General features: G+C 54.2%; 13 protein-coding genes. 4 read left to right on the top strand and 9 right to left on the bottom strand.

All coding sequences use genetic code 11. The annotated features are described in order from the left end of the window. Positions 1-108 precede the first annotated feature (108 nt). From CA13_RS26860 to CA13_RS26850, 3 genes are all read right to left on the bottom strand, one after another. A complete protein-coding gene (locus tag CA13_RS26860) occupies positions 109-1,869 on the bottom strand; it encodes a DUF885 domain-containing protein (protein ID WP_419194878.1) in 1,761 nt (586 codons plus the stop codon). After that, positions 1,866-3,026 (bottom strand): M24 family metallopeptidase, encoded by a 1,161-nt coding sequence (locus tag CA13_RS26855; RefSeq protein WP_146401953.1) that lies wholly within the window; start codon positions 3,024-3,026, stop codon positions 1,866-1,868. The genes CA13_RS26860 and CA13_RS26855 overlap by 4 nt, the downstream gene beginning before the upstream one ends. A 61-nt stretch (positions 3,027-3,087) precedes the next feature. Beyond that, positions 3,088-4,200, bottom strand: coding sequence for a cis-3-hydroxy-L-proline dehydratase (locus CA13_RS26850; RefSeq protein WP_146401951.1), 1,113 nt, complete (start codon positions 4,198-4,200; stop codon positions 3,088-3,090). Between the two features lie 361 nt (positions 4,201-4,561). Between CA13_RS26850 and CA13_RS26845 the strand changes: the two genes are divergently transcribed. From CA13_RS26845 to CA13_RS26835, 3 genes are all read left to right on the top strand, one after another. After that, entirely contained in the window at positions 4,562-4,774 is a 213-nt protein-coding gene (locus tag CA13_RS26845) for a hypothetical protein (RefSeq protein WP_146401949.1), read from the top strand. A 120-nt stretch (positions 4,775-4,894) separates the two neighbouring features. After that, positions 4,895-5,488, top strand: coding sequence for an RNA polymerase sigma factor (locus CA13_RS26840; RefSeq protein ID WP_419194877.1), 594 nt, complete (start codon positions 4,895-4,897; stop codon positions 5,486-5,488). Further along, positions 5,481-7,103, top strand: coding sequence for a zf-HC2 domain-containing protein (locus CA13_RS26835; RefSeq protein WP_146401945.1), 1,623 nt, complete (start codon positions 5,481-5,483; stop codon positions 7,101-7,103). The genes CA13_RS26840 and CA13_RS26835 overlap by 8 nt, the downstream gene beginning before the upstream one ends. Positions 7,104-7,180: 77 nt before the next feature. Here CA13_RS26835 and CA13_RS26830 read toward each other — a convergent pair whose 3' ends face one another. From CA13_RS26830 to CA13_RS26815, 4 genes are all read right to left on the bottom strand, one after another. After that, positions 7,181-8,749: a sulfatase gene (locus CA13_RS26830; RefSeq protein WP_419194876.1), complete on the bottom strand. Its 1,569-nt coding sequence runs from the start codon at positions 8,747-8,749 to the stop codon at positions 7,181-7,183. Positions 8,750-8,765: 16 nt separating this feature from the next. Next, entirely contained in the window at positions 8,766-10,487 is a 1,722-nt protein-coding gene (locus CA13_RS26825) for a sulfatase-like hydrolase/transferase (protein WP_146401943.1), read from the bottom strand. Positions 10,488-10,761: 274 nt separating this feature from the next. Continuing rightward, the gene (locus tag CA13_RS26820; RefSeq protein WP_146401940.1) at positions 10,762-13,047 is read right to left on the bottom strand and encodes a sulfatase-like hydrolase/transferase; all 2,286 of its coding nucleotides are present in this window, start codon (positions 13,045-13,047) and stop codon (positions 10,762-10,764) included. A 78-nt stretch (positions 13,048-13,125) separates the two neighbouring features. After that, positions 13,126-15,297: a sulfatase-like hydrolase/transferase gene (locus tag CA13_RS26815; protein WP_419194875.1), complete on the bottom strand. Its 2,172-nt coding sequence runs from the start codon at positions 15,295-15,297 to the stop codon at positions 13,126-13,128. Between the two features lie 486 nt (positions 15,298-15,783). Here CA13_RS26815 and CA13_RS26810 point away from each other — a divergent pair, with 486 nt between their 5' ends. Next, the gene (locus CA13_RS26810) at positions 15,784-17,364 is read left to right on the top strand and encodes a sulfatase family protein (protein WP_419194874.1); all 1,581 of its coding nucleotides are present in this window, start codon (positions 15,784-15,786) and stop codon (positions 17,362-17,364) included. Between the two features lie 258 nt (positions 17,365-17,622). On the opposite strand, the gene CA13_RS26805 is transcribed toward CA13_RS26810, so the two are convergent. Both CA13_RS26805 and CA13_RS26800 read right to left on the bottom strand, forming a co-directional pair. Then, positions 17,623-19,155, bottom strand: a complete 1,533-nt coding sequence (locus tag CA13_RS26805; RefSeq protein WP_146401936.1) for a sulfatase family protein — start codon at positions 19,153-19,155, stop codon at positions 17,623-17,625. Continuing rightward, positions 19,155-20,714: a sulfatase family protein gene (locus tag CA13_RS26800; protein ID WP_146401934.1), complete on the bottom strand. Its 1,560-nt coding sequence runs from the start codon at positions 20,712-20,714 to the stop codon at positions 19,155-19,157. The genes CA13_RS26805 and CA13_RS26800 overlap by 1 nt, the downstream gene beginning before the upstream one ends. Positions 20,715-20,729: the final 15 nt, after the last annotated feature.

Here is a 20,729-nt window from a genome sequence, read left to right as displayed (position 1 = left end):
GCCACATTAGGGCCGGAATACAGCCACGAAAAATCTGCGAATTTATATCAAGACCACAATAGAGGGCAATTTTTGTGAAGCAAACGTGTCGTCGTAGTCCACGACGTCTCAGGGGATAGGTAAGTCGAGGACCAATGCGCGAACAAATTGGGGTGGCGGCGAACCGAAGGATAGGACCTTGTCGTGGTAGGTCTTCAAATCAAAGTCGTCCCCCCCTAATTTTTCCGCGTCACGACGCAGTGCGACGTGTTCCAGGTAACCGACGAAATAGGTTGGTAATTGTGCCGAGGTGAGTTGAGCGCGAGTCCATTTTCCAGCGGCCTCACGTTCCTCTTGAAACGCGTCCTCCACCATCATTCGCATGCCCTCACTGCGCGAGACTCCGTCAACATGAATGGCTTGATCGAGTAGGGCGTTGGTCACGTCACGCAGGTACCATTTCAACGTGATTAGTTTCAGTAGCGGGTCTTGTTCACGGAATCCCTCCTCGCACATCATCCATTCGGTGTAGACAGCCCACCCTTCAACAAAAACACCCGACTGAAACAGATGACGAAGTTTGCCTTCATAACGGTTTGCATGTGCCAACTGCAGGAAATGGCCGGGCATCGCCTCGTGGATCGTCAGGACGTCAAGGGAGCGCGTGTTGTATTCACGCAAGTGAGATTTGACCTGCGTATCCGTCCAATCAGCCGGTGGCGGTGAGACGGCATAAAATGTTGGCTGATTTGTTTCCAGCGGGCCGGGCGAGTCGCAGTACGCTAATGACACGCCCCTGCGAAATTCGGGCATGACGATGATCTCAAGTGGATCGGGCACGAGAGAGATTACGTCTTTCTTCCGGAGGAACTCCGTTGCGTCAGCGACCGACCGTTGTGCGGTCTGCACAATTTCATCAGCTTTCGGTGATTCCTGGTAAGCCTTTTCCAAACCGAACCGGATCACGGCGCGGCGAAATGGATCTGATGGCTTGTCCGGAAACCGCGTCAGAGGATACTGCTTGCGATAGAAAGGTTTGGCGATCACGTACATCTGATCGTGTAGCGATTCGATTCGCCGCTGGCCGAGTTCACGAATCTCCTGTCGTCGCAGTGGGGAATGCAATGCAAATGCAAGTTTGCGTTCATACCGTTCGATTCCAAGTCGGTAATCGCCCTTCGCACTTTGAAGCAATTCCGCTTCCAACCATTGCTGGTGCTTTCTCACTGCGTTTTCGGCGGTCCGAATCGCAGTTTCGATTCGCCGCCGCTCGTCCGATGAAAGGTCAGCGAGAAACGGACGAATGTAATTGTCAATGGTTTTCAGAACCCCACGATTCTGTGCGACTGCCGTGCGAGCATGCACCTCAGGTACGCGCTGAGCGACCAGCACGTTTCGTACCTGGTCGAAGAAACGCGGAAACTGTTCAAGTCGTTTAGCGGCATTCAATAGACGTTCGCGACGCGGCGCAAAGTCGCGTGCCATCAGGCTGTAAAGGGCGTTGCCACTGATTCCCGTGTAGACCAGCGGGTTCCACTGCCACTCCCTTAGCTCCGCGATCTTCCACTGCCGGTATTCGATCGAATGTTTCAGCAGCGCATAGTCGACTTGATTACTACGTGAAAGTTGCGTTGCTTCAATGCCTTCGATTCGCTTTGCAAGATCACGAAGCCATGCAAGCTTGCTTTTTCGCGCCGTGTCACTCACATCGTCAAGCTCTCCATCGAAGCGATGATCGCCCATCGAAGTCGCGTTCACAGGCGAAAACTTGGCGAACTGATCGATATATTGTTTACCGAGCTGCTCAAATTTCGCGTCGCTGTTGTCGTTCGCAATAGTCACGCTGGTGAGCATGCAGGCAGCGAATATGGCAGTACACGTTCTATTCATGACCATTCCAACCCGTCATTAAGCGAATTTAGATCGATGCATCCGTCTTCCGTAACAATCACCATGTCTTCGATGCGAACGCCGCCAAGGTCACGACGATAGAGACCGGGCTCGATTGTCAATGCGTCACCGAGTAGCAACGTGGGCCCTTTGATGTCCAGCAGCGGCGGCTCGTGAACATCCAAACCGATTCCGTGACCAGTTCCATGAGTCATCGCACAATAGGAAGCGGGTGAATCTTCACTCGGCAGTCCGATGTCAAATCCATCGGCTTGAATCACCTGAATCGTAGCGCGGTGCACGTCTTCACCAGTCACCCCCGCCTTCGTCGCCTGTTTCCCTGCTACATTGGCTTTTCGCACCGTAGCGTGCATCGCCTGAATTGCATCAGGGATGTCGCCGTGGACAACCGTTCGTGTGCAATCTCCGTTGTAGAGAGACTTTCGACTGCGAGGAAAAACATCAACGATGACGGGTAGTCCGGTGACCAAATCGCCAGCCCCGTAGTTGTGACAATCTGCGCCCGCCGGACCGCCTGCGATGATCGAAGTCGGGTTCGTGAATCCTCTTTCTAACAAAAACATATCGACCGCGGTCCGAACACGCTCCGACGTGAGTGGTGCGTCTTCTCGAAAAAGCACGCCGCCGGTTCTGGCTTCAGCCGTGGCGATCATTTCACAAGCGAATTGAATTGCATCTTCTGTGACGCGTTGTGCTTCGCGCAGATGTTCGATTTCGACTTCGCTTTTCTGTCGACGCTCAGTGACCCACAAATTCTCGTCGCACGAGACCTCAATGCCGGCACGACGGAGGAACTCAGCGTAAATCAACGGCAGGCTGCGGTCGGCAACCACACACTTGATTCCTTCGCGACGCAGGAATTCGGCAGCCGCCTGTGCTGTGGCAGTTTCGCGATCACCTGACAGGCCGCACTCCGGTGAAAAATCAGCGGGGCAACCGACCAGATCGACATTGGCGAATTTCCGGGCTCGCTCCATTTCGATGTCGCGTAACAGCAGCAGTGACCGTGTGCCGTTTTCGGTTGGCACTTCAAGCAACGCGGTCGGATCTCCGACACTGAACTGAAGCCGACGATAAAGCGTGTTGTTGATGGCAGGAATCCCTGCGCAAATACGTGCGGTGGACGATTGACTCATTTCGTATTCTCCTAGGTTGGCTGTTCGTTACGTGCTTACAAGCGAATCAGATAGACCATTGTTAGGTTGCCCCTTCACTGCACCAAACAGGATCGCCCAGCACATCAAGCTTGGGATGAATTCCGAGTCCTGGTTCGGTCGATGCAGACATTCGGCCGTTCACGCGTTGCGGCGCACCGTCTGCGAGTGACGTCGTGACGTAACTGTTGAAGTCCGTCGAGGTGAATTGAAGTTCGCTCGGTGCACCTTGTGCAAGATGAGCGATCGCGGCGGTTACGATGTCGCCCCCCCAGCTATCTTCGAGTGTCATCGCGATCCCGAGAGAAACACAAAGGTCGCGTGCCTGCTTCGCTCGTGTTAGGCCGCCGAACTTGCTGATCTTGATGTTGACGATATCCATCGCTCCATCGGCTGCCCCTTGCAGGATCGCGGCGGTCGAGTCGATGACTTCATCGAGTACGAATGGCAGCCTTGTGTTTCGGCGGATGCTGAGGCATTCCTTGTACGACGTGCATGGCTGCTCAATGTAGACATCAACGTCCTTGACGGCGTTGACGACGCGCATCGCCTCATGCATCAGCCAGCCAGTGTTGGCATCCGCTACAAGCTTGTCGCCCGGTTCAAGGATCTCGGAGACGGCGCGAATTCGGGCAATATCCTCGTCCGGATTGCCGCCGACCTTTAGCTGAAACCGCCGATAGCCCTGTTCGCGATATTCCGCGACGTTCGTTGCCATCTCTTCGGCAGGACGCTGCGAGATGGCTCGATACAAAGTGACATCTTCGGCATACCTTCCGCCCATCAGCTCACAAACCGGCAGACCGGCCGCTTTGCCGAGGATATCCCAGCAGCCGATATCGATTGCCGATTTCACATAAGGGTGTCCCTTAAGCTCGCGGTCCATCTTGTCGTTGATAACAAGTAAATGGCGAGGGTCCTCACCGATCAACGCCGGAGCAAGCTCCTCGATGCCTGCTCGGACGCCACGCGCATAGGCGGGCAGATAGACCGGCCCCAGTGGGCACACTTCCCCGTAACCGGTAATACCGGCATCGGTCTCAACCTCGACAACCGTGGAGTCAAAGACGTCAACACTTTTACCTTCAGACCAACTGTACGTGCCTTCGTGTAAAGGCAAGTCGACTTGGTAAAACTTGATGCTCGTAATCTTCACGCGACAATCCCGATTTCAGTTTTGCACATGAGCGTCAAACAGAGACGTTCCGATGGGGACATGATACGCGTCAAAAGTTGCCAATTTGCGACAAACAATTCTCCAATCGCGCAAGACTCTCGCTCAAGTACAGTTCGAACTTGATTTGTCGGAACCGCGGCTGGCCATCCGTCGCGGAATACGCCGGCCGAGGAGATCCGAGCCATCAAAATGGCTTCGGGCTTTCCCCCCCGACGCGCCCAACGGGAGTCGTTTTGAGATGGCGGCGGGCAGGAACACCGCCGCATGGAAATGCAGACTCCGAAACCGCGACGGACGATGAATCCGAAGCAGATTCGGAAATTATGCTAGGGTCAACGTTTTGGCACACCTCCTTGACCAATGCGGTCTTCACCCCGAACGAGGCTTTGCGTATCACGAATTACTTCCTGCCGCCGTACTGCTGGAGCTTCAAGCCGCGACGGCCTACCAAGTAGATAGCTCCGCTTTTGTTCAGTTAGGGGATTTTGATCTTTGCCGTAGCCACCGTCGCCAAACGGTGGGCCACGTTTTGGCGAACGTGGCTACGAATTGAAACTCACGTTCTATGTAAAAATGCACTAAACGCCGATTTTGACAGGGGTCTGCCGGAAATTCACAAGAAAGTGTTCTCGCGAGTGAACCTTTTGGCGGCAACCGTGGAATCACCAATACAGTGAACATCTCCGAAGACCATGAACGCGAGTTGATTGACCGTGCCCGGGCCGGCGAGGTGAGTGCCTACGAGCAGCTCGCCGAACAGCACGCAGCACGCCTGTGGCGATGCGCGATCGCTCTTTGCAAGGATGGCCACTGGGCTGAAGATCTTGCACAAGAGACCCTGGTCGAAGCGTGGCGATCCTTGGCACGTTTTGATTGTCGTTGCAAGTTTTCCACTTGGCTATACGGCATTCTACGGCACCGGTTCTTGAAAGGACGGCGAAACCAGAACGCCGCCAGGTCTGCCACACCCGATGCTATTGGCCAAATGCCATGCACTTCACGCACGCCCAGTCGTTCTGCGGAGGCCTCCGAAGATGCCAGCCGGATTCGCCAAGCGGTTGCGAGCTTGCCGGAAGCACATCGTCTGGTTGTGGAGTTGCGTTTTTTCGCAGGGGCGACGTTGGATGAGATGGCCGCGGCTCTTGGCTGTCCTTTGGGGACGGTGAAGTCGCGATTGCATCACGCGCTGGGAAAATTGCGGCAAATGAATCTTGAGGTGAACCTTTTCACTTCGACCCGGGAATCACGGGATAGCAACCATGAATGATCTCCATCACCACTGCGAACTTTGGGCCGAGCCGATCAGCTTGCTGGCGGCCGGTTGCCTATCCACAGACGAAGAGCGAGATGTTCGTCGGCATTTCGAGACATGTCCCGATTGTCGCGAGCGTTTTGGGCAACTGACACAGTTGTGCGGCGCGCTTGCTGATGCACAATTGCCGGTCAACGTCGCGGAAACCGGCATTGTCGAGCGAGTGATGTCGGCGGTCGCCTCGGAGGAAACTCGGCGGCCCCTCGTTTGCGCTCAGGCGGAGATGATTCAGCCCTCGCGATTGACACGTTCCCTAAACAGATGGAGGTGGATCATGCGTTCCCCAGTTTCTCGCATTGCGGCAGCAGCCATTATTGTTTTGGCCATCGGAGTTGCCATGTTGTTCCAGGGCGGCGGCGTGGTGCTCGCTTTTGCCGACTTCGCTGCCCCGATCCTCGAAGCGAAGACCGTTAAGTGCAAGATGATTATTGAAACGAAGGGTCCGCCCGCGCGGACAATAACGAGCGAGATAATGACGCTGGGCGGAACTCGAATGCGTCAGGTGACGGAACTGCCTGACATGCCGAAGTTTGTGGTGATTCAGGATTTTAGCCAGGGCAAGAGTCTCACTCTGGATCCCGCGTCTAAAACGGCTACAGTCATCACTTCCACCCGCAATCGCAAAAACGAGACTCTCGAATACGATGCCTTTGTCTTTTTGCGTTTGTTCCAGCACGTTGCTGAGGATAAGCCAGGCATCGAACACGAACGACTGGGCGAGAAGGAGATCGACGGGCGCAAGGTCGTCGGGTTCCATATTCGTAGCCAGCCCCACGACTTTAGTTTGTGGGGCGATCCTGAAACCGGTCTACCGGTCCGCCTCGAAATGACTTCGGGAATGGAAGGCAGTGTGAAAACGACGTTCAGCGACTTTGAGTTCAACGTTGATATGGACGAGTCGTTGTTCAGCCTTGAGCCGCCGGCCGGCTACACGGTACGCAACGCGAAGGCCGATGGATCCCCGGCCGCGCCGGGAGAGAAGGATCTGATCGAAATGTTCCGCGAATACAGCGAACTGTTCGACGGCGCTTTTCCGGACTCACTTGACTTCCTGACGACGACAACAATCGCTGGGAAGAAGGCCACTCTCCGGATGATGACTCAGAACTTTTGGGAGAATCTCGCTCCAGCGACCGGGAAGCCCAACGAAGTGCAGAGGCGCAAGTTAGAGGAGCTGATGCACACGGTGATCGAGGGGAAGCTGAATGAAGAGCAGATTGCGGAGCAGATGGAAGAGTTTATTGAAACCCACGGGCTGAAGACCAAAGAAGTTGGGGAAGCCCAGCCGCAGGAGACCGAGGAATTCGGGCTAGACCAGATCAATGAAATTCTGCAACGAATTCAGCGAGGTTTGAATTTCGCCATCCGCCTTTCGCCGAACGCCAACGCGCATTACGTGGGCAAAGGCGTTTCGTTTGGCGCGGCCGACACGCCGATCTTCTGGTATCGGCCAAAGGACTCGAAGAACTATCGAGTCATTTATGCCGATCTTTCAGTCCGTGACTCCGACACGCCGCCCGAAGTGACCAAGGGGCAGCCAGTGCCCGCCCCGTCCGGTCCGAAAGAATAGTTTACCAGCGACGGTCGCACACCGCCCGCAACCTCTGCGGCGTGTTGGCCAGTTGGAACCATGACTCCACCGCAGTATTACTCGACAGGCATCGCGAACTGCCAGCCACGGTGGAGTTGCTGCGAAAGTTTCGTCACGAGAGGCTGATGTTTGTCGAGCCCTGCGATATTCGTGTTCTCGCTGGGGTCGACCTGTTGATCGTACAATTCGACCGCTACGAGATCTCCGGCGACGCCCGTGACGTGATTCCAATCTCGCCATTGGACGTAGTGGTATCGTGATGTCACCATCGACAAGCCCATGTAACGTCCTCCGTCGGGAGTCACCCGTGGACTGCGATGAAACTGGCTGAATGCTGCAGACTTCCAATTCAATTCCGGATCTGAAAGCAGCGGCAAGAAACTTGTCCCTTCCATGTTGTCTGGAATCGCAATGCCAGCGGCGTCGCAAAGTGTCGGGTAGAGATCGACGAGTTCAACAATCGCTCGACAGGCACCGCTAGAAGTTTGCCCTGGCACGTGAACTAAAAGCGGTACGCGAAGATCGATGTCGTAATTGGTTTGTTTGCACCAGCTACCATGCTCGCCCAGTTTCCAACCGTGATCGCCCCAGACGACAATGATCGTGTTCTTGTCGAGGCCGTGTTCGGTAAGCCCCTTCAAGAGTTTTCCAAGGCATGCGTCAACGAAACTGACCGATGCGTAGTAGCCATGCTTTAGTAGTCTGGCTTCTTGCTCGGTCAATTTTGCAACGGACGGATGCTTGACATGCTCCAGATCGTAGCATCCCTTCAATTCGTAGGCGGAGTTCATTGCCATCACTGGTGAGTTCTTTGGCAAAAACGGGTTGCTCGCCATCGAGAGTTGATCGCGGTCGTAGAGTTCCCAGTACTTCGTCGGTGCGACAAAGGGTAGATGAGGTCGGTAGTATCCCAGAGCCAGGAAAAACGGCTGTTTTTTTTCCTTCAATCGACCCAGCGTCTGGATTGCCAAGTCGGTCTGTGCACCGTCATAGAATTCGCTATCCGGTGCGTCAAAGGACTCGGTCGATCGACCGTAGGCCCAGCCGTCGGCGTAGGCGTTGGGGTTCTTTTCGAGTCGGCGTTTTCTAATGCGAACCAATTCTGCGTTCAGGGCATCGTCGTGATAAAACGACTCCGGCTCTCGATCAATCAACTCAGCCGTCATGTACTTCGCCGGTCGCAAATCAGGCTCATCAAAGGAGACACGATCGGGCATGTGATTATGAAAAATTTTGCCCATCGACACGGTGTGGTAACCATGCTTGTGAAAGTGTTGCGGTAGCGTCACCACATCCGGAAGGTTCTGGCGAAAATTCCCTCGCAGATCCCAGACGCGAGTTGAGTCAGGTCGCAGCCCGGTCATCACGCTAGCACGAGACGGCGCGCAAACGGCAGCTTGGCAATAAGCTTGCGTGAACGTGGTTGCTCGCTTTGAAAATGCGTCGAAGTGAGGCGTCTTGATCTCTTCATTGCCGTAGCAACCGAGTTCGGGACGCAAGTCGTCGACCGAAATGAACAGTACGTTTGGTCGATCGGCAGCCGTGGCCTGTGCGTGCACGGTGGCGGCCAGTAGGCACAGGCTACATAGAAACAGGGCAGTCCGCGTGCGTAAGTATTGTGGCATCGATGTTGCTCCGTTGCTATTTCGCGGGGACGATTGCGTGTGCCGTGCGGTCGCCGACAACAAAATACCCAAGCTGATTTTCTTCGGCATCGGTAATCAACCAAACGGCCCCAGGGCGAGTTTTTAGTGGCTTACGCCATCCTGCCTCCAGCGTGCCAAAGGACTTCGGATTGCCTTGCCGATCCATCCAAAACACTTTGACAGGATGGTTACGTTTGTTCGAGAAGACTAAATCGAACTTGTCGCCATCTGGCTTTGACACAAGCTTTGCTGAATCATCAGCGGGATGCCACTTCAGCTTGACGAGTGACTCATCGCTTGCGGCCACAAACTTGGCAAATTTTGTCGGCGCATGGGCGCGAAGTGCGGCAATTCTGTCTGCCTGCTCCGGCTTTTCGGCTAGGTTCTCCCACTCGAAGGGATCCGTTTCGATGTCGTACAACTCTCGGTCACCATTTTCGTATTCGATGTAACGCCAGCGATTGTCGCTGAGTCCGTAGCTGCCTGGCTTGCTGAGATACGTAATGGATGCGTGTGGCCAATCGCTGTCGGCATCTGCAAGCAAGGGTAGAAGACTGGGGCCATCATTTGTTTCCATGTCAGGCAGGCCAGCGAGCTGTGTCAGAGTTGGAAACAGACTCAGCAGAGTCACCGGTTCATCGCATGTCGTTCCTGCCTTGGTGCCTTGCGGCAATCCTGGCGCGCCATTCGGGACGCGAACAATCAAAGGGACTCGAGTGCAGACTCTCCAGCCCGTGAATTTTTGCCAATGCTGTTTCTCGCCAAGGTGCCAACCGTGGTCGCTCCATAAAACCACAATTGTGTTCTTATGATTCGGTCCGTTTTCCAGGGAGTCAATCACCCGGCCGACCATCGCATCGGCGAAAGCGATCGACGCGAGGTAGCCTTGAATTCCTTGCTTCCACTGGCCGTGTTCACGAATGTGTGGGAAGTATCGATTCGGGCCTCGCTTCTGACCTGCCGGTGGTAAATCTGCGAGATCGTCTTCCTTGTAGCCGGGGGGCAGCTGAATGTCTTCGAGCGGAAACTGATCGAAGTACTTTTTCGGAACAAACCATGGCTCATGAGGACGATAGATTCCGCAAGCCAAGAAGAACGGTTTGTCGTGCTTCTTCTCCAACTGCTCACCGATCCATTTCGAGACCAGCCAATCGCCACCAAACTCTTCGTCGGTTGCATCAAGAGCGGCCCAATCGGTTTCCTTGTATTGCCATGGACCTCCGACAGGAAGATTGACCGGTCGATTCTTTGGGTACAGCGTGCGGGGAAACGGGTCTTCTGTTTCCTTTGGCGGGTAGTACTCATCCCACGATTGCGCGTCGATGAAGTAGTGCAAGATCTTGCCGGAACCAGCTGACCAATATCCGTGCCGAGAGAAATACTTCGGCAGCAGCTCTGCATCTGGCATGATCTCACGCATCTTTTGGCGGTTGTCGTACAGCCCTGAAACATGAGGCGAAATGCCCGTCATGATCGCGCTTCGACAAGGATTGCAGGCCGGGGCGGGACAATGTGCGTTTGTAAAGAGCACTCCGCTAGCGGCAAGCCGATCAATGTTGGGGGTCTTGGCTTGAGGATGACCGCCCAGGCAACCGATCCAGTCATTGAGATCGTCAACAGAGATAAAAAGGACGTTGGGTTTCTCTGCGGCATGAAGCCGTGTTGGTGCCACAAAGGTGAGTGCAAGTACGATCGAGACGAACAGGTTTCTAAGCATGGAGCTTTCAGTTGGGTTGGGTTCTGCGTCAGTGGAGCGATGTGAATAGGCTTTGGGTCGTTGGCTGTAGCGTCTCATTTACCTGAATTTTCTGCTGCGTTTTTTGGCCATCGACAACTCTTGTTCGGTCTTCCCTTTAACACAGCCATTTTTCGAGATGGACGAGATGGGATTGTACAATCATGCATAGCATTTACCGACGCAGCTGCAGGTGATTCTCCTGGCCGCGTCTTAATTTTGACTGCCTTGCCGTCATGCAACGAGCTGCCACTTTCTATTTCACACTGAGAGTCACGGCGGATTTCGAATAGCCGATGATGAAGCGAGAACCGTCGCTACCAATAACTTCACCACGTGGGTTGGCAAACTCGCCCGAAATTCGATTTGCCGTGAGAACGGTGTAGGACGTTCCGGGCATCGGTTTGAACGCTTTCGCGATAGTGATTGCAAGTGCACCGCTGAGGTTTGCTGCTCCGGTCACCTGGATTGCCGGTTTGTTACCTGAGATCATCAAATTCAACTTGGCGCTATCGGATTGATGGTAGTCGCCATCAATGTGAAATGCTGTTTGCTTGGCACCGGTTGCAATGACGGAGCCGCAATTGTAGATGATCGCGTTAATCGAACCGTGGCCGTTGAGCGTAGCGCCGGCGTGGAGGTCGATCCAACGGAGCGTCGACACGACTCCACCGTTCACCGTAAGCGTCGCGTCAGGCATCAGACGAATCTCGTTCCGTCCAGTGAGGTTGACCTTCGGCCCCAGAATGAGCGACTGGTTCGCATTTTCAGTGGCGTTGCCACTGACTTCAAGACCGAGAACTTCCATGTCGGCGTCGACTTGGGCAGTCCGCGGCTGATCACTGGTGTTGGCGATCCGCGCCGTCCACGACAACTGAGGAGCGCCATCATCGGTCATGTAGCTGATCCCTTCATTGGCGTACTTGTAGTCAGTCCAATTGTCTGCGTCGGAGGTCTTAGCACCGTCTTGCCCCGTCCATTGGTGGTAAGTGTTCGCAAATCCTCTTGGTTCGGCCACGCGTTCACCAAGCAACAACGTTTCGAGTTCTTTCACAAGTTGCGGATGTCTCGCAGCGATGTTACTTGTTTCGGTGCGGTCCGCTTCGAGGTCGTAGAGTTTGAGTGGCGAGTTGTTCGAACGCACGAGTTTGTGATTTCTGCGGATGATGGATTGACCGTTGCCCGCTTCGTGAATGATGAACTCCCGATGGCGTTGTTGACCGCTGCCTAGAAGTGCAGGGGCGATGGATACGCCGTCGATTCCCAATGGAACAGGGGCACCAGCAAGTTCGCAGAACGTGGGCAGCAGGTCAGTCACGTCCACGACCATGTCGCAATTGGTGCCAGCCTTCAACTTCGATTCGGCAGTTATTCTAGCTGGCCATCGCATAAGAAGCGGAACGCGGATTCCGCCTTCCTGTATTTTGCCCTTGGTTCCACTGAGTCCACCGTTTGCATCAAGCTCGACATTGTTCTTGCCGCTTGGCCCACCGTTGTCCGATTGAAAGACGACGAGCGTATTGTCGGCAATGGAGTCGGACGTATCGCCGTCGTTGTTTGGGTCGTCGAGAGCAGCGAGGATGTTTCCGAAGTGCGCGTCGATACGGGTGACCATGGCAGCCCACTGTCGCGTTTGATCCGCGAGTGATTTGTAATGCGGGTCGTCCGCGTAAGCGTTGTCCCAATCGGGCAGTGTGGCGATTTCTCCGAACGGCGCGTGAGGAATCTGCACCGCAAGAAGCCCATGAAATGGCTGGCCCGTTTGGTTGTAGTTCTGTCCCTGTTTGCGAACGAAGTCCAGCGCAGCGAACGCGTAGGCATCGTCGCAATAAGCTGTCGTTGGGTAATTCGCATCGTTTTGCAACGCCGGAGTGTTGGGATAGCTTCTGTTCTTGTACTCCGCCATCGAATTGGGGATGAGTTCCAAACCGCCGATGGACTTCGTCGCTGCGGGGGCACTCCAAAGTGTTGGCTGAAAGAAGGTATGGGCACGCACGTGGTGCAATTCAGCTAGCACAAATTTGTAACCGTGCGACGTTGGAAGCGTCTGAACGTTTTCGATCACAGGATTGGTTTTGTCTTTCGAGCCACCGTATCCCCATTTGCCCCAGTAGCCGGTCACGTAGCCGGCATCCGAGAGCGCGTCGCCTATGGTTACATCATCGGCGCGGATGGCTTTCTTGGCGTTGTCGGGATCATTGCGATCAGCGAATGTGTGTCCTTGATGGAACCCCGTTTGCAGCGATGACCGGGCAGGTGAACAAACATGACAACCGTAGCCGCGTTTGAAATTGATCCCTTCAGCAGCAAGCTGATCGAGATTGGGCGTGCGCACATAAGGCAGATTCTTCGCTTTTCGTGCGGCTTGAGCATTTGGACCAATGGATCCCCAACCCATGTCATCCACATAAAAGAAAAGAATATTGGGACGCGGGGGGGCGTTTGCTACAACATCTTTGGCCCCAACCACAGACAGCAGAAGGACAAAAAGTAGCAGCGATCGATTCGTTTGCTTCTCAGATTTCCGGTGTTCATTCGTCATTTCGGTGTTCGCTTTCTCTGTTCGCTTTTGATGTTTGAATTCCAACGGGTTGGTCAGTTATTGTCCGCGGCCGGATGCCTACGACGGAATGCAACTCTTGTTCAACTCGGAGTTTAGTTGGCTCCAAAGTTGCTCGCGCGTGTTTCCGTAATCGGGATGCCCGGCGACGTTCCTCAGCTGATGCGGGTCCGTGCGAAGCTCATACCGTACCTCGTTGGCACCTGCCGCAAACGCTAGATCTGCGAACGGCTTCACTTCGGAATCGCTTTGGCTGAGCCTCCGGAACTGCTTCGAGGGCAAAGGATCGATGGCAAACGAGAACGCTCCCTCACCTTTGATCAATTCGCGGGCGATGCCGTCGAAGTAGGGAGTCTTCACAACCGGGTCCCCAAGTATCCTGGCATGCGGCCACGACGAGTCGTCAGCCATGCAGAAAACGATGTTGGGCCGTCGACTATTGCCAGTCGCAGCAGGCTTTGGGGCAGGTTTGATATTGAATGACTGATTCTGCTTCTTGATTTCAAACGTCTTACTGAATCCACCCGGCCCAGTGATACGGAATCGATGACCCAGTGTCGTGTTTCGCGGCGTTTCCGCTCCGGGATGAATGATGCCAATCTGCTTTTCTTTGCCATCTGGTTGGATCCAGAACAGTGTCAACGACACGTCACCGCGATTCCGAAACGTGGCCTGCGGGCGTCGCGGTTTGGGAGGTTCGTACGTCGGTGGTCTCGGCAGAGTGGCCCACAACTGGCGGTTCAATTCGACGATCGTGTTCTGATGCTCGGCTGCGTCAGCGACGTTTGTGTTTTCGTGTGGATCGATCCGGTGGTCGTACAATTCCTTCGCAACAACTTCTTGGGTTATTCGATCCTGCCACTCGATGTAACGGTAACGATCGGTTCGCATCGAATACCCCATCAACGGCGTCCGTCCGTGCCTGCGTTGAAATTGGCTGAACGCCGCCTGTTTCCAGGTTTGATCCGGTTCTGACAGAAGTGGAACGATGCTCCGACCTTCGAGATGGTCCGATACCGGCAAGCCGGCTAACTCACAAAGCGTGGGATAGACGTCCACGAGTTCGACCAGCGCGTTTGTCTTCCGAATCGTGGCTGACGCGTCGGGCGCCCGGATGATAAGTGGGACGCGAGCGTCAATCTCGTAGTTGCTTTGTTTGCACCAGCTGTTGTGCTCTCCCAGCTTCCAACCGTGATCGCCCCACAACACGACAATCGTATTGTCGGCAAGATCGAGTCGTTCGAGTTCATCCAGCAGCTGACCGATCAGCGCGTCGATAAAACTGACGGACGCGTAGTAACCGTGTTTCAGTCGCCGCTGTTGAGCCTCGGTAAGCGATCCATCTCGCGGAGTCGGTGTCCCGTCGAAATCCATGTAGTCCCGCAATTCGTACATGGTATTCATGGCGAACGCGGGAGAGTTGTTTGGCAGAAACGAGTTCTGCGCTAGGCTGATTGAATCCGCCTGATATAGGTCCCAGTACTTCCGCGGCACGACGAATGGCAAATGCGGTCGCACAAATCCTGCTGCCAGGAAGAACGGTTTGTCCTGTTGCGCAAGCCGCTTCATCGCAGCGAGTGCCTGCTCAGCAATAGCACCATCAACATGTTTGTGGTCAGGCGTGTCGACAATTTCGGTGGCTACCGCGCGAATCCGGTTCACTTGACGTTCGGTATGGCCATCGGCACGCATCTTTTTGCGAAACTCCGCATGTTGAGCTTTGGCCTCATCTGACCACAGTGAACTCTTCGGCCAAGCGTGCGGCTCGCTCCAAGACTCGTTGTCCGGCCACGGATTGTGGAAAATCTTCCCGTACGACACCGCGTGGTAGCCATGCTTCATGAACTGTTTCGGCAGCGTGACGGCATCAGGGATTGTATCTCGAAACCGAACGTCAAGAGTCCACACTTTGGTCGAATCCGGGCGTAACCCGGTCATCATGCTGACCCGCGACGGGTTGCACACAGCAAGCTGACAATAAGCTCGATTAAACACGACACCGGATGACGCAAGTCTGTCGATGTTTGGCGTGCGGATTGCCGTCTCACCGTAACAGCCCAATTCAGGCCGCAAATCATCCACGGCGATAAAGAGAACGTTCGGTTTCGATGCAGCTTCATTGGCCATCAACGCAGTTTGAAGCGTTAACTGTAATACGAAGAACGCAACGCAGTACAATGCAACACGACCCGCATGACGCTGGCGTATTTCTTTGGGGAATTTCAAGGCCATCGACCGGCTATCTCGCAAATGGGGGACCTATCCTGCTACCTGCCTTTGGGATTGGTACGTCTTGGGGCACCGCGGGGCGGAACTCTAACACGCTTAGCTAGTAAAGCATATTTATACCAGTCTGACGCAGTCGCGGTTGTACATTGCGACAACTCGTTGGCGATTTGCGTCAGCGTCCAAAATTCGGCGTGCCGTGTTGAGAACTTGCTATGAGCCGCGCAACGGAAACGCCCGGTTGCAATCGGCTATCCGCCCCCATTTTCTAGCTGCCTATCGAGTGTTGCACGTGTGATGCCGAGAATCACGAGTCGCTACATGCCGAAGAAATTACGATCGTCCGATGCGTAATAGGCCGACAACCGATTCGATTTTGTGAGTTCGCGAAGCGAGTTGGCTGTACATGACAACCCCCATCTTGTGTCGAGAACAGGACTATCTGATATGCTAATGTCCCAACACCATCGAATTCATACGAGAATAGCTTCAATGACAAGAAAACGATTATTGACTGGATTACTTACTACGCTAAGTGTTGTTCTCACTGGGCTTGCCTCTGTTGCGGACGAGTCAAAACCGAACATCGTCGTGATCTTGGCAGACGATTTCGGAGTCGGGGACATTCAAGCCCACTACCCCGAAAACAAAATTGCAACACCCTACCTGGACCAGCTTGTCCGGCAAGGAATGAGTTTCACAGATGCCCATAGCCCGTCGGCGGTTTGTTCACCAACCCGATATGGATTGTTAACCGGTAGGTATTGCTGGCGGACCCGCATGCAAGAATGGGTTATTGCCTCCTACGAACCACCATTGATTGCTGCCGACTGCCCTACACTACCCGGATTCCTGAAAGACCACGGTTACCACACATCCATCATTGGTAAGTGGCATCTTGGCTGGGATTGGGAAGGGCCGCAAAAGCCCACGATGGCACCGCTCGCACGAAACTCGCAAAAAAAGATCAAATGGGATTTTGAAAAGCGGATCGGCGGTGGTCCAGTTGATCGTGGATTTGACGACTACTTTGGCGTCGTTCTTCCGAACATGCCGCCGTTCTGCTGGATCGAAAACGATCGCGTCACCGTTCAGCCAACCGATCAATACAAATATGACTCGGCCCAAGGGACCGTAATGCCACGTGGATTTGAAGGCGAACCGATGGCACCTGGCTGGGAGTTCGACCAGATACTCCCCGAAATTACCCGCCGAGCGGTGTCGCAAATTCATGACCGCGCAAAACAAAAAGAGCCATTCTTTTTGTTTTTCTCAATGACCTCACCACACGAACCGATCGTGCCGTCAGAAAATTTCAAAGGCAAAAGTGGTATTGCACCCATCGCCGATTTTGTGATGGAAACCGACTGGTCCGCTGGTCAAGTTATCCAAGCCATCGATGACGCCGGAATCGCAGACAACACGATCGTCATCTTCACGGCGGACAACGGTCATTCTCATTACACCGGTTGGCCAGAATTGATCGCGGCGGGGCATATGCCCAGTGGTCCCTTTCGCGGCCACAAAGGTGATGTCTGGGAAGGCGGACATCGCGTCCCATTTGTAGTGCGTTGGCCCGACCACGTTGCAGCGAATGTAAGCAATAGCCACATGGTTTGTCTTACAGACATGTTTGCAACTTTTGCAGACGTCGTCGACGCCGCACTCCCAGACGGAGCCGCAGTCGATAGCTACAGTTTTCTCAGCACCGCAACCAGCACCAATGCCGCAAACGAAACCTCGGAACTTCGAAAAGGAATGGTGAACCATTCCAATTTTGGGGAATTCGCCTACCGCAAAGGCTCTTGGAAACTAGTTTACAAGCTTGGCGAGAAAAACTTGAATCTGTCGCGTGGCAAGCCAACGATTGCAGAGCTCTATGACCTGAACAACGACATTGCTGAAGCAGAGAATCTTTCAGATCAGCATCCAGAAACGGTGCGACGGATGACTCGTGAACTTAGGAAGCTCATTTCCAATGGGGCAAGCCGCTATGGCCAAATTGGCGCAAACGATTGCGACGTACAGTTTGAAACCACACAGAAACTGCGTTGGGCCCCTTCCGCACAATAGTTGATACTTAGCGCAATCGGGATTCGGTAGTCGATCCTCGTAGTGAAAAGGAGAAGTGGTTGGCCTCTGGGTTTAAACGTGCGTTCTCCTGTTCTCTCTGGCTGGCTTCCGCGTCTGCCTTCCCGCTTGCCGTTCTCGACGATACAGATCCATCCAGTGTTGAGTCAGTTCGGAATTGAGCCAACCATCACCTTCCCACCGCTGTTCAATTGGAAGTCGTTTTCCCCGACCAGAGGGCTTCGACATGCGGCAGCATTCTCATTGGCGCCCCTTAGGTTTGCGATTCCCGATTTTGCGGGACGCCTCTTCAACCCGCTGCTTCGATTTACCGTTGAAGCTTCCATACTCAAAGCGATCGAAAACAGCGCCATTGCCAAGAGCACGCGGGTCTTCTTGCTGCTTCAGCAGTTCGAACATCTGGTTGCGAAGTTGAGCCTTGGTCTCGGCGTATTCCGGTTGGTTAGCCAGATTGTTGATGCAGTGCGAATCGCGATCGATACGATAGAGTTCTTCAGCGGGCCGTTTTCCCATCGCGAAGTCCCAATACATCGAATTGCCCTGCTCGTGCATCTCGATGATGCGACGCTTTGTGGGCGAGCCGTCGATGTTCCCAAATCCTGGTGGATCACAGGCGGGCCAACGATCAGGCTCGAAGTTCACGGCATACATGAATGATTCGTTTCGGATGGCGCGAACGGGATACCCTTCCATGTTGGGCCGACCACGATCGTGTCGTTCCTTGCCGACAACGATGAAATTACGTGTCGGATCGATCTGCCCCGAATTCTCCGAGCGCAGGATGTCCATGAAACTTCTGCCGGTGATCTTGTGCTGCGGTTCAATACCAGCCGCCTCCAGGAACGTCGGAGCGAGGTCTGAGAAACTGATGAAATCGTCGACGACTCGACCGCCTTTGATGTGCTTGCCCCAGCAGGCGGCCATGGGCATGTGGAAATCGTCGTCGTAAATCTGCCCCTTGACGCGAGGAAACGGCATGCCGTTGTCGCTCGTTACGACGACGAGAGTGTTGTCTAGTTCACCCGCTGCTTCGATCATCTGCAACATCTGGCCAAGATGTTTGTCAAACCACTCGATCTCCAGTGCATAGTCGAGGATGTCTTCGCGGACGATTTCCTCATCTGGCAGGTACGGAGGAACCTCCGCGTCTTCAAGTTTCTTGCCACCGACTTTTCGACCGGTTCCGAACTCGTACGAGCGGTGCGGTTCGTTGCCTCCGTACCAAAAGTAGAATGGCTGACCGGTGGTTCGTTCGGAGAGGAATGTCCGGAAGTTCTCGGTGTAATCGGTTTTTGAGATGCTGCTCGTTGGAGGATCGAGTTTCGCTTTGTTGTATACGGGGCCAGCCGGATTCCGTTTGAAACCGCCGGTCTGAAAGTCGCCCGGCCACCAGCCTTTGCCGGTGTGTCCGATGTGGTATCCGTCGGCCTCCAGTAGATCGGGATAGACCTTAAATTTGTTCCAAAAGATTCCGAAGTGGTTGCACGAGTCTTCCAGTTCCCATGTGTTTCGTCCGGTCAGGATCGTGGCACGCGACGGCGAGCATTTCGGATTGGTTGTGTAGCAGTTTTTGAATAGAACACCCTGCTTGGCGACCCGATCGAAGTTGGGTGTTTCCACGAATTCACAGCCGTAGGCTCCGAAGTGTCGCCAGGTTGCATCATCTGCGATCGCGAACAATATGTTTGGCTTGTCAGCTGCGAACGAATCCGTTGCGAATGCTCCGAGGATCATGACTAGCATGACCAAGCGTCTCATCGTATTGCGATTCATTATTGGTTGCCTTCGTCTGGCGAGTCACCGTTGTGATTTCTGACTCCACTCGTCGTTTCGACAAGGGAATCCAGTAGTGCCTGCATCTCTTTGACAAGAGCTGGATTTTCCTTCGCCTCGTCCTGCTGCTCACCGATGTCGGAATCAAGGTTGTAGAGTTCTCCGGATTGGTTCTGTTTTCCAGACTGTTTCCTCGCACCTTGAACGTACTTCCACGAACCTTGCCTCAACGCGAGTTTGCGACCAGCTTCTTCGACCATGTAAGTATGGCCTTTGTCGCTTTTGCCTAGTAATGCCGGTAGAATGTTCCGGCTGTCAATGGCTTGATCATCTTCGAGCGTGACGCCCAGCAGATTGGCAAACGACGCTGTGAAATCGATCTGGTTTACGATCGCGTCTGACTTGCCCGGTTGAATGTGCCCCGGCCATTTCACGATGAACGGGACTCGCGTGCCACCTTCGTAGATCTGATATTTGCCACCTCGGTACGGACCGGATGCATCATGGCCGCGATCGACTTCCTTGGTGGAAGTCCGCACGGTGGTGCCATCTTCGTATCCGTCGTCATAGACAGGGCCGTTGTCGCTAGAGAAAATGACGATCGTGTTTTCGGAAAGGCCCTGAGAGTCGAGTGCCTTGAGAATCTCGCCGGTAGCCCAATCCAGCTGCACCATCGCGTCACCTCGGTAAGACAGTTTCGATTTGCCCTTGAACCTGGGGTGCGGCGCTCGCGGAACGTGAATATCCTGTGACGAAAAATAGAGGAAAAACGGCTCATTAGCCTTCCGAGAGCTGAGGTATGCCTTTGTCTTTTCCACGAACACATCGGCCATCGTCTCGTCGTTCCACAAGGCCGACTTGCCTCCGAACTGTTTTCCGATGCGGCCGATTCCGTTGATCACGGAATTGTTGTGACCGTGGCTGCTTCTGTAGTACGTCATCGCCTCTGGATTCTCTTTACCGTCCGGATATTCCGTGCAGACCACTTCGTCGGGCTTTTTGCCAACGTAAAGCGGGTCTTTAGGATCGAGATTCACGACGCGGTGGTTCTCAACATAAACACAGGGAACACGGTCATTTGTCGAAGGCAGCAGAAACGAGTAGTCGAACCCGACTTCTAAAGGACCGGGTTTGACATCGCCGTTCCAATCCACCGGCGTCTTGCCGTCTCCGATTCCCAGATGCCACTTGCCAATCACTGCCGTGTGATAGCCCGCCGTCTTAAACAACTGCGGCAAAGTGAACATCTCCGGCGTGATCTTAGACGGCGCGTTCGGAGCGAGCACTCGTACGCCATGCCGGAAGCCGTGAATTCCGGTCAGCATCGAGAAGCGTGACGGCGTGCACGTCGCTGCCGAACAGTGCCCATCGGTGAACATCAGGCCTTCGCTGGCAAGTTTGTCAATGTTCGGCGTGGGGATAAGCCTCGATCCATAGGCTCCGACATCGGCGTAACCAACATCGTCTCCGTAAATGATCACAACGTTTGGTTTGTCGGCTGCGACCGACGTTGATAACGTAAGAAGGAAAATGGCAATAATTTGTAAGTGGGTCTTCATGTGACTATTTATAAA

It is taken from the genome of Novipirellula herctigrandis (assembly GCA_007859835.1).
Lineage (GTDB): Bacteria > Planctomycetota > Planctomycetia > Pirellulales > Pirellulaceae > Novipirellula_A > Novipirellula_A herctigrandis.
The sequence above is the reverse complement of the archived record's forward strand: the minus strand, read 5'-3'. Positions and strand labels throughout refer to the sequence as shown.

Bases quoted from the DNA above. Each gene is read 5' to 3' on its own strand.
- CA13_RS26860 (WP_419194878.1), bottom strand. From the start codon at position 1,869: ATGAATAGAACGTGTACTGCCATATTCGCTGCCTGCATGCTCACCAGC.
- CA13_RS26855 (WP_146401953.1), bottom strand. From the start codon at position 3,026: ATGAGTCAATCGTCCACCGCACGTATTTGCGCAGGGATTCCTGCCATC.
- CA13_RS26835 (WP_146401945.1), top strand. From the start codon at position 5,481: ATGAATGATCTCCATCACCACTGCGAACTTTGGGCCGAGCCGATCAGC.
- CA13_RS26830 (WP_419194876.1), bottom strand. From the start codon at position 8,749: ATGCCACAATACTTACGCACGCGGACTGCCCTGTTTCTATGTAGCCTG.
- CA13_RS26825 (WP_146401943.1), bottom strand. From the start codon at position 10,487: ATGCTTAGAAACCTGTTCGTCTCGATCGTACTTGCACTCACCTTTGTG.
- CA13_RS26820 (WP_146401940.1), bottom strand. From the start codon at position 13,047: ATGACGAATGAACACCGGAAATCTGAGAAGCAAACGAATCGATCGCTG.
- CA13_RS26815 (WP_419194875.1), bottom strand. From the start codon at position 15,297: ATGGCCTTGAAATTCCCCAAAGAAATACGCCAGCGTCATGCGGGTCGT.
- CA13_RS26810 (WP_419194874.1), top strand. From the start codon at position 15,784: ATGACAAGAAAACGATTATTGACTGGATTACTTACTACGCTAAGTGTT.
- CA13_RS26805 (WP_146401936.1), bottom strand. From the start codon at position 19,155: ATGAATCGCAATACGATGAGACGCTTGGTCATGCTAGTCATGATCCTC.
- CA13_RS26800 (WP_146401934.1), bottom strand. From the start codon at position 20,714: ATGAAGACCCACTTACAAATTATTGCCATTTTCCTTCTTACGTTATCA.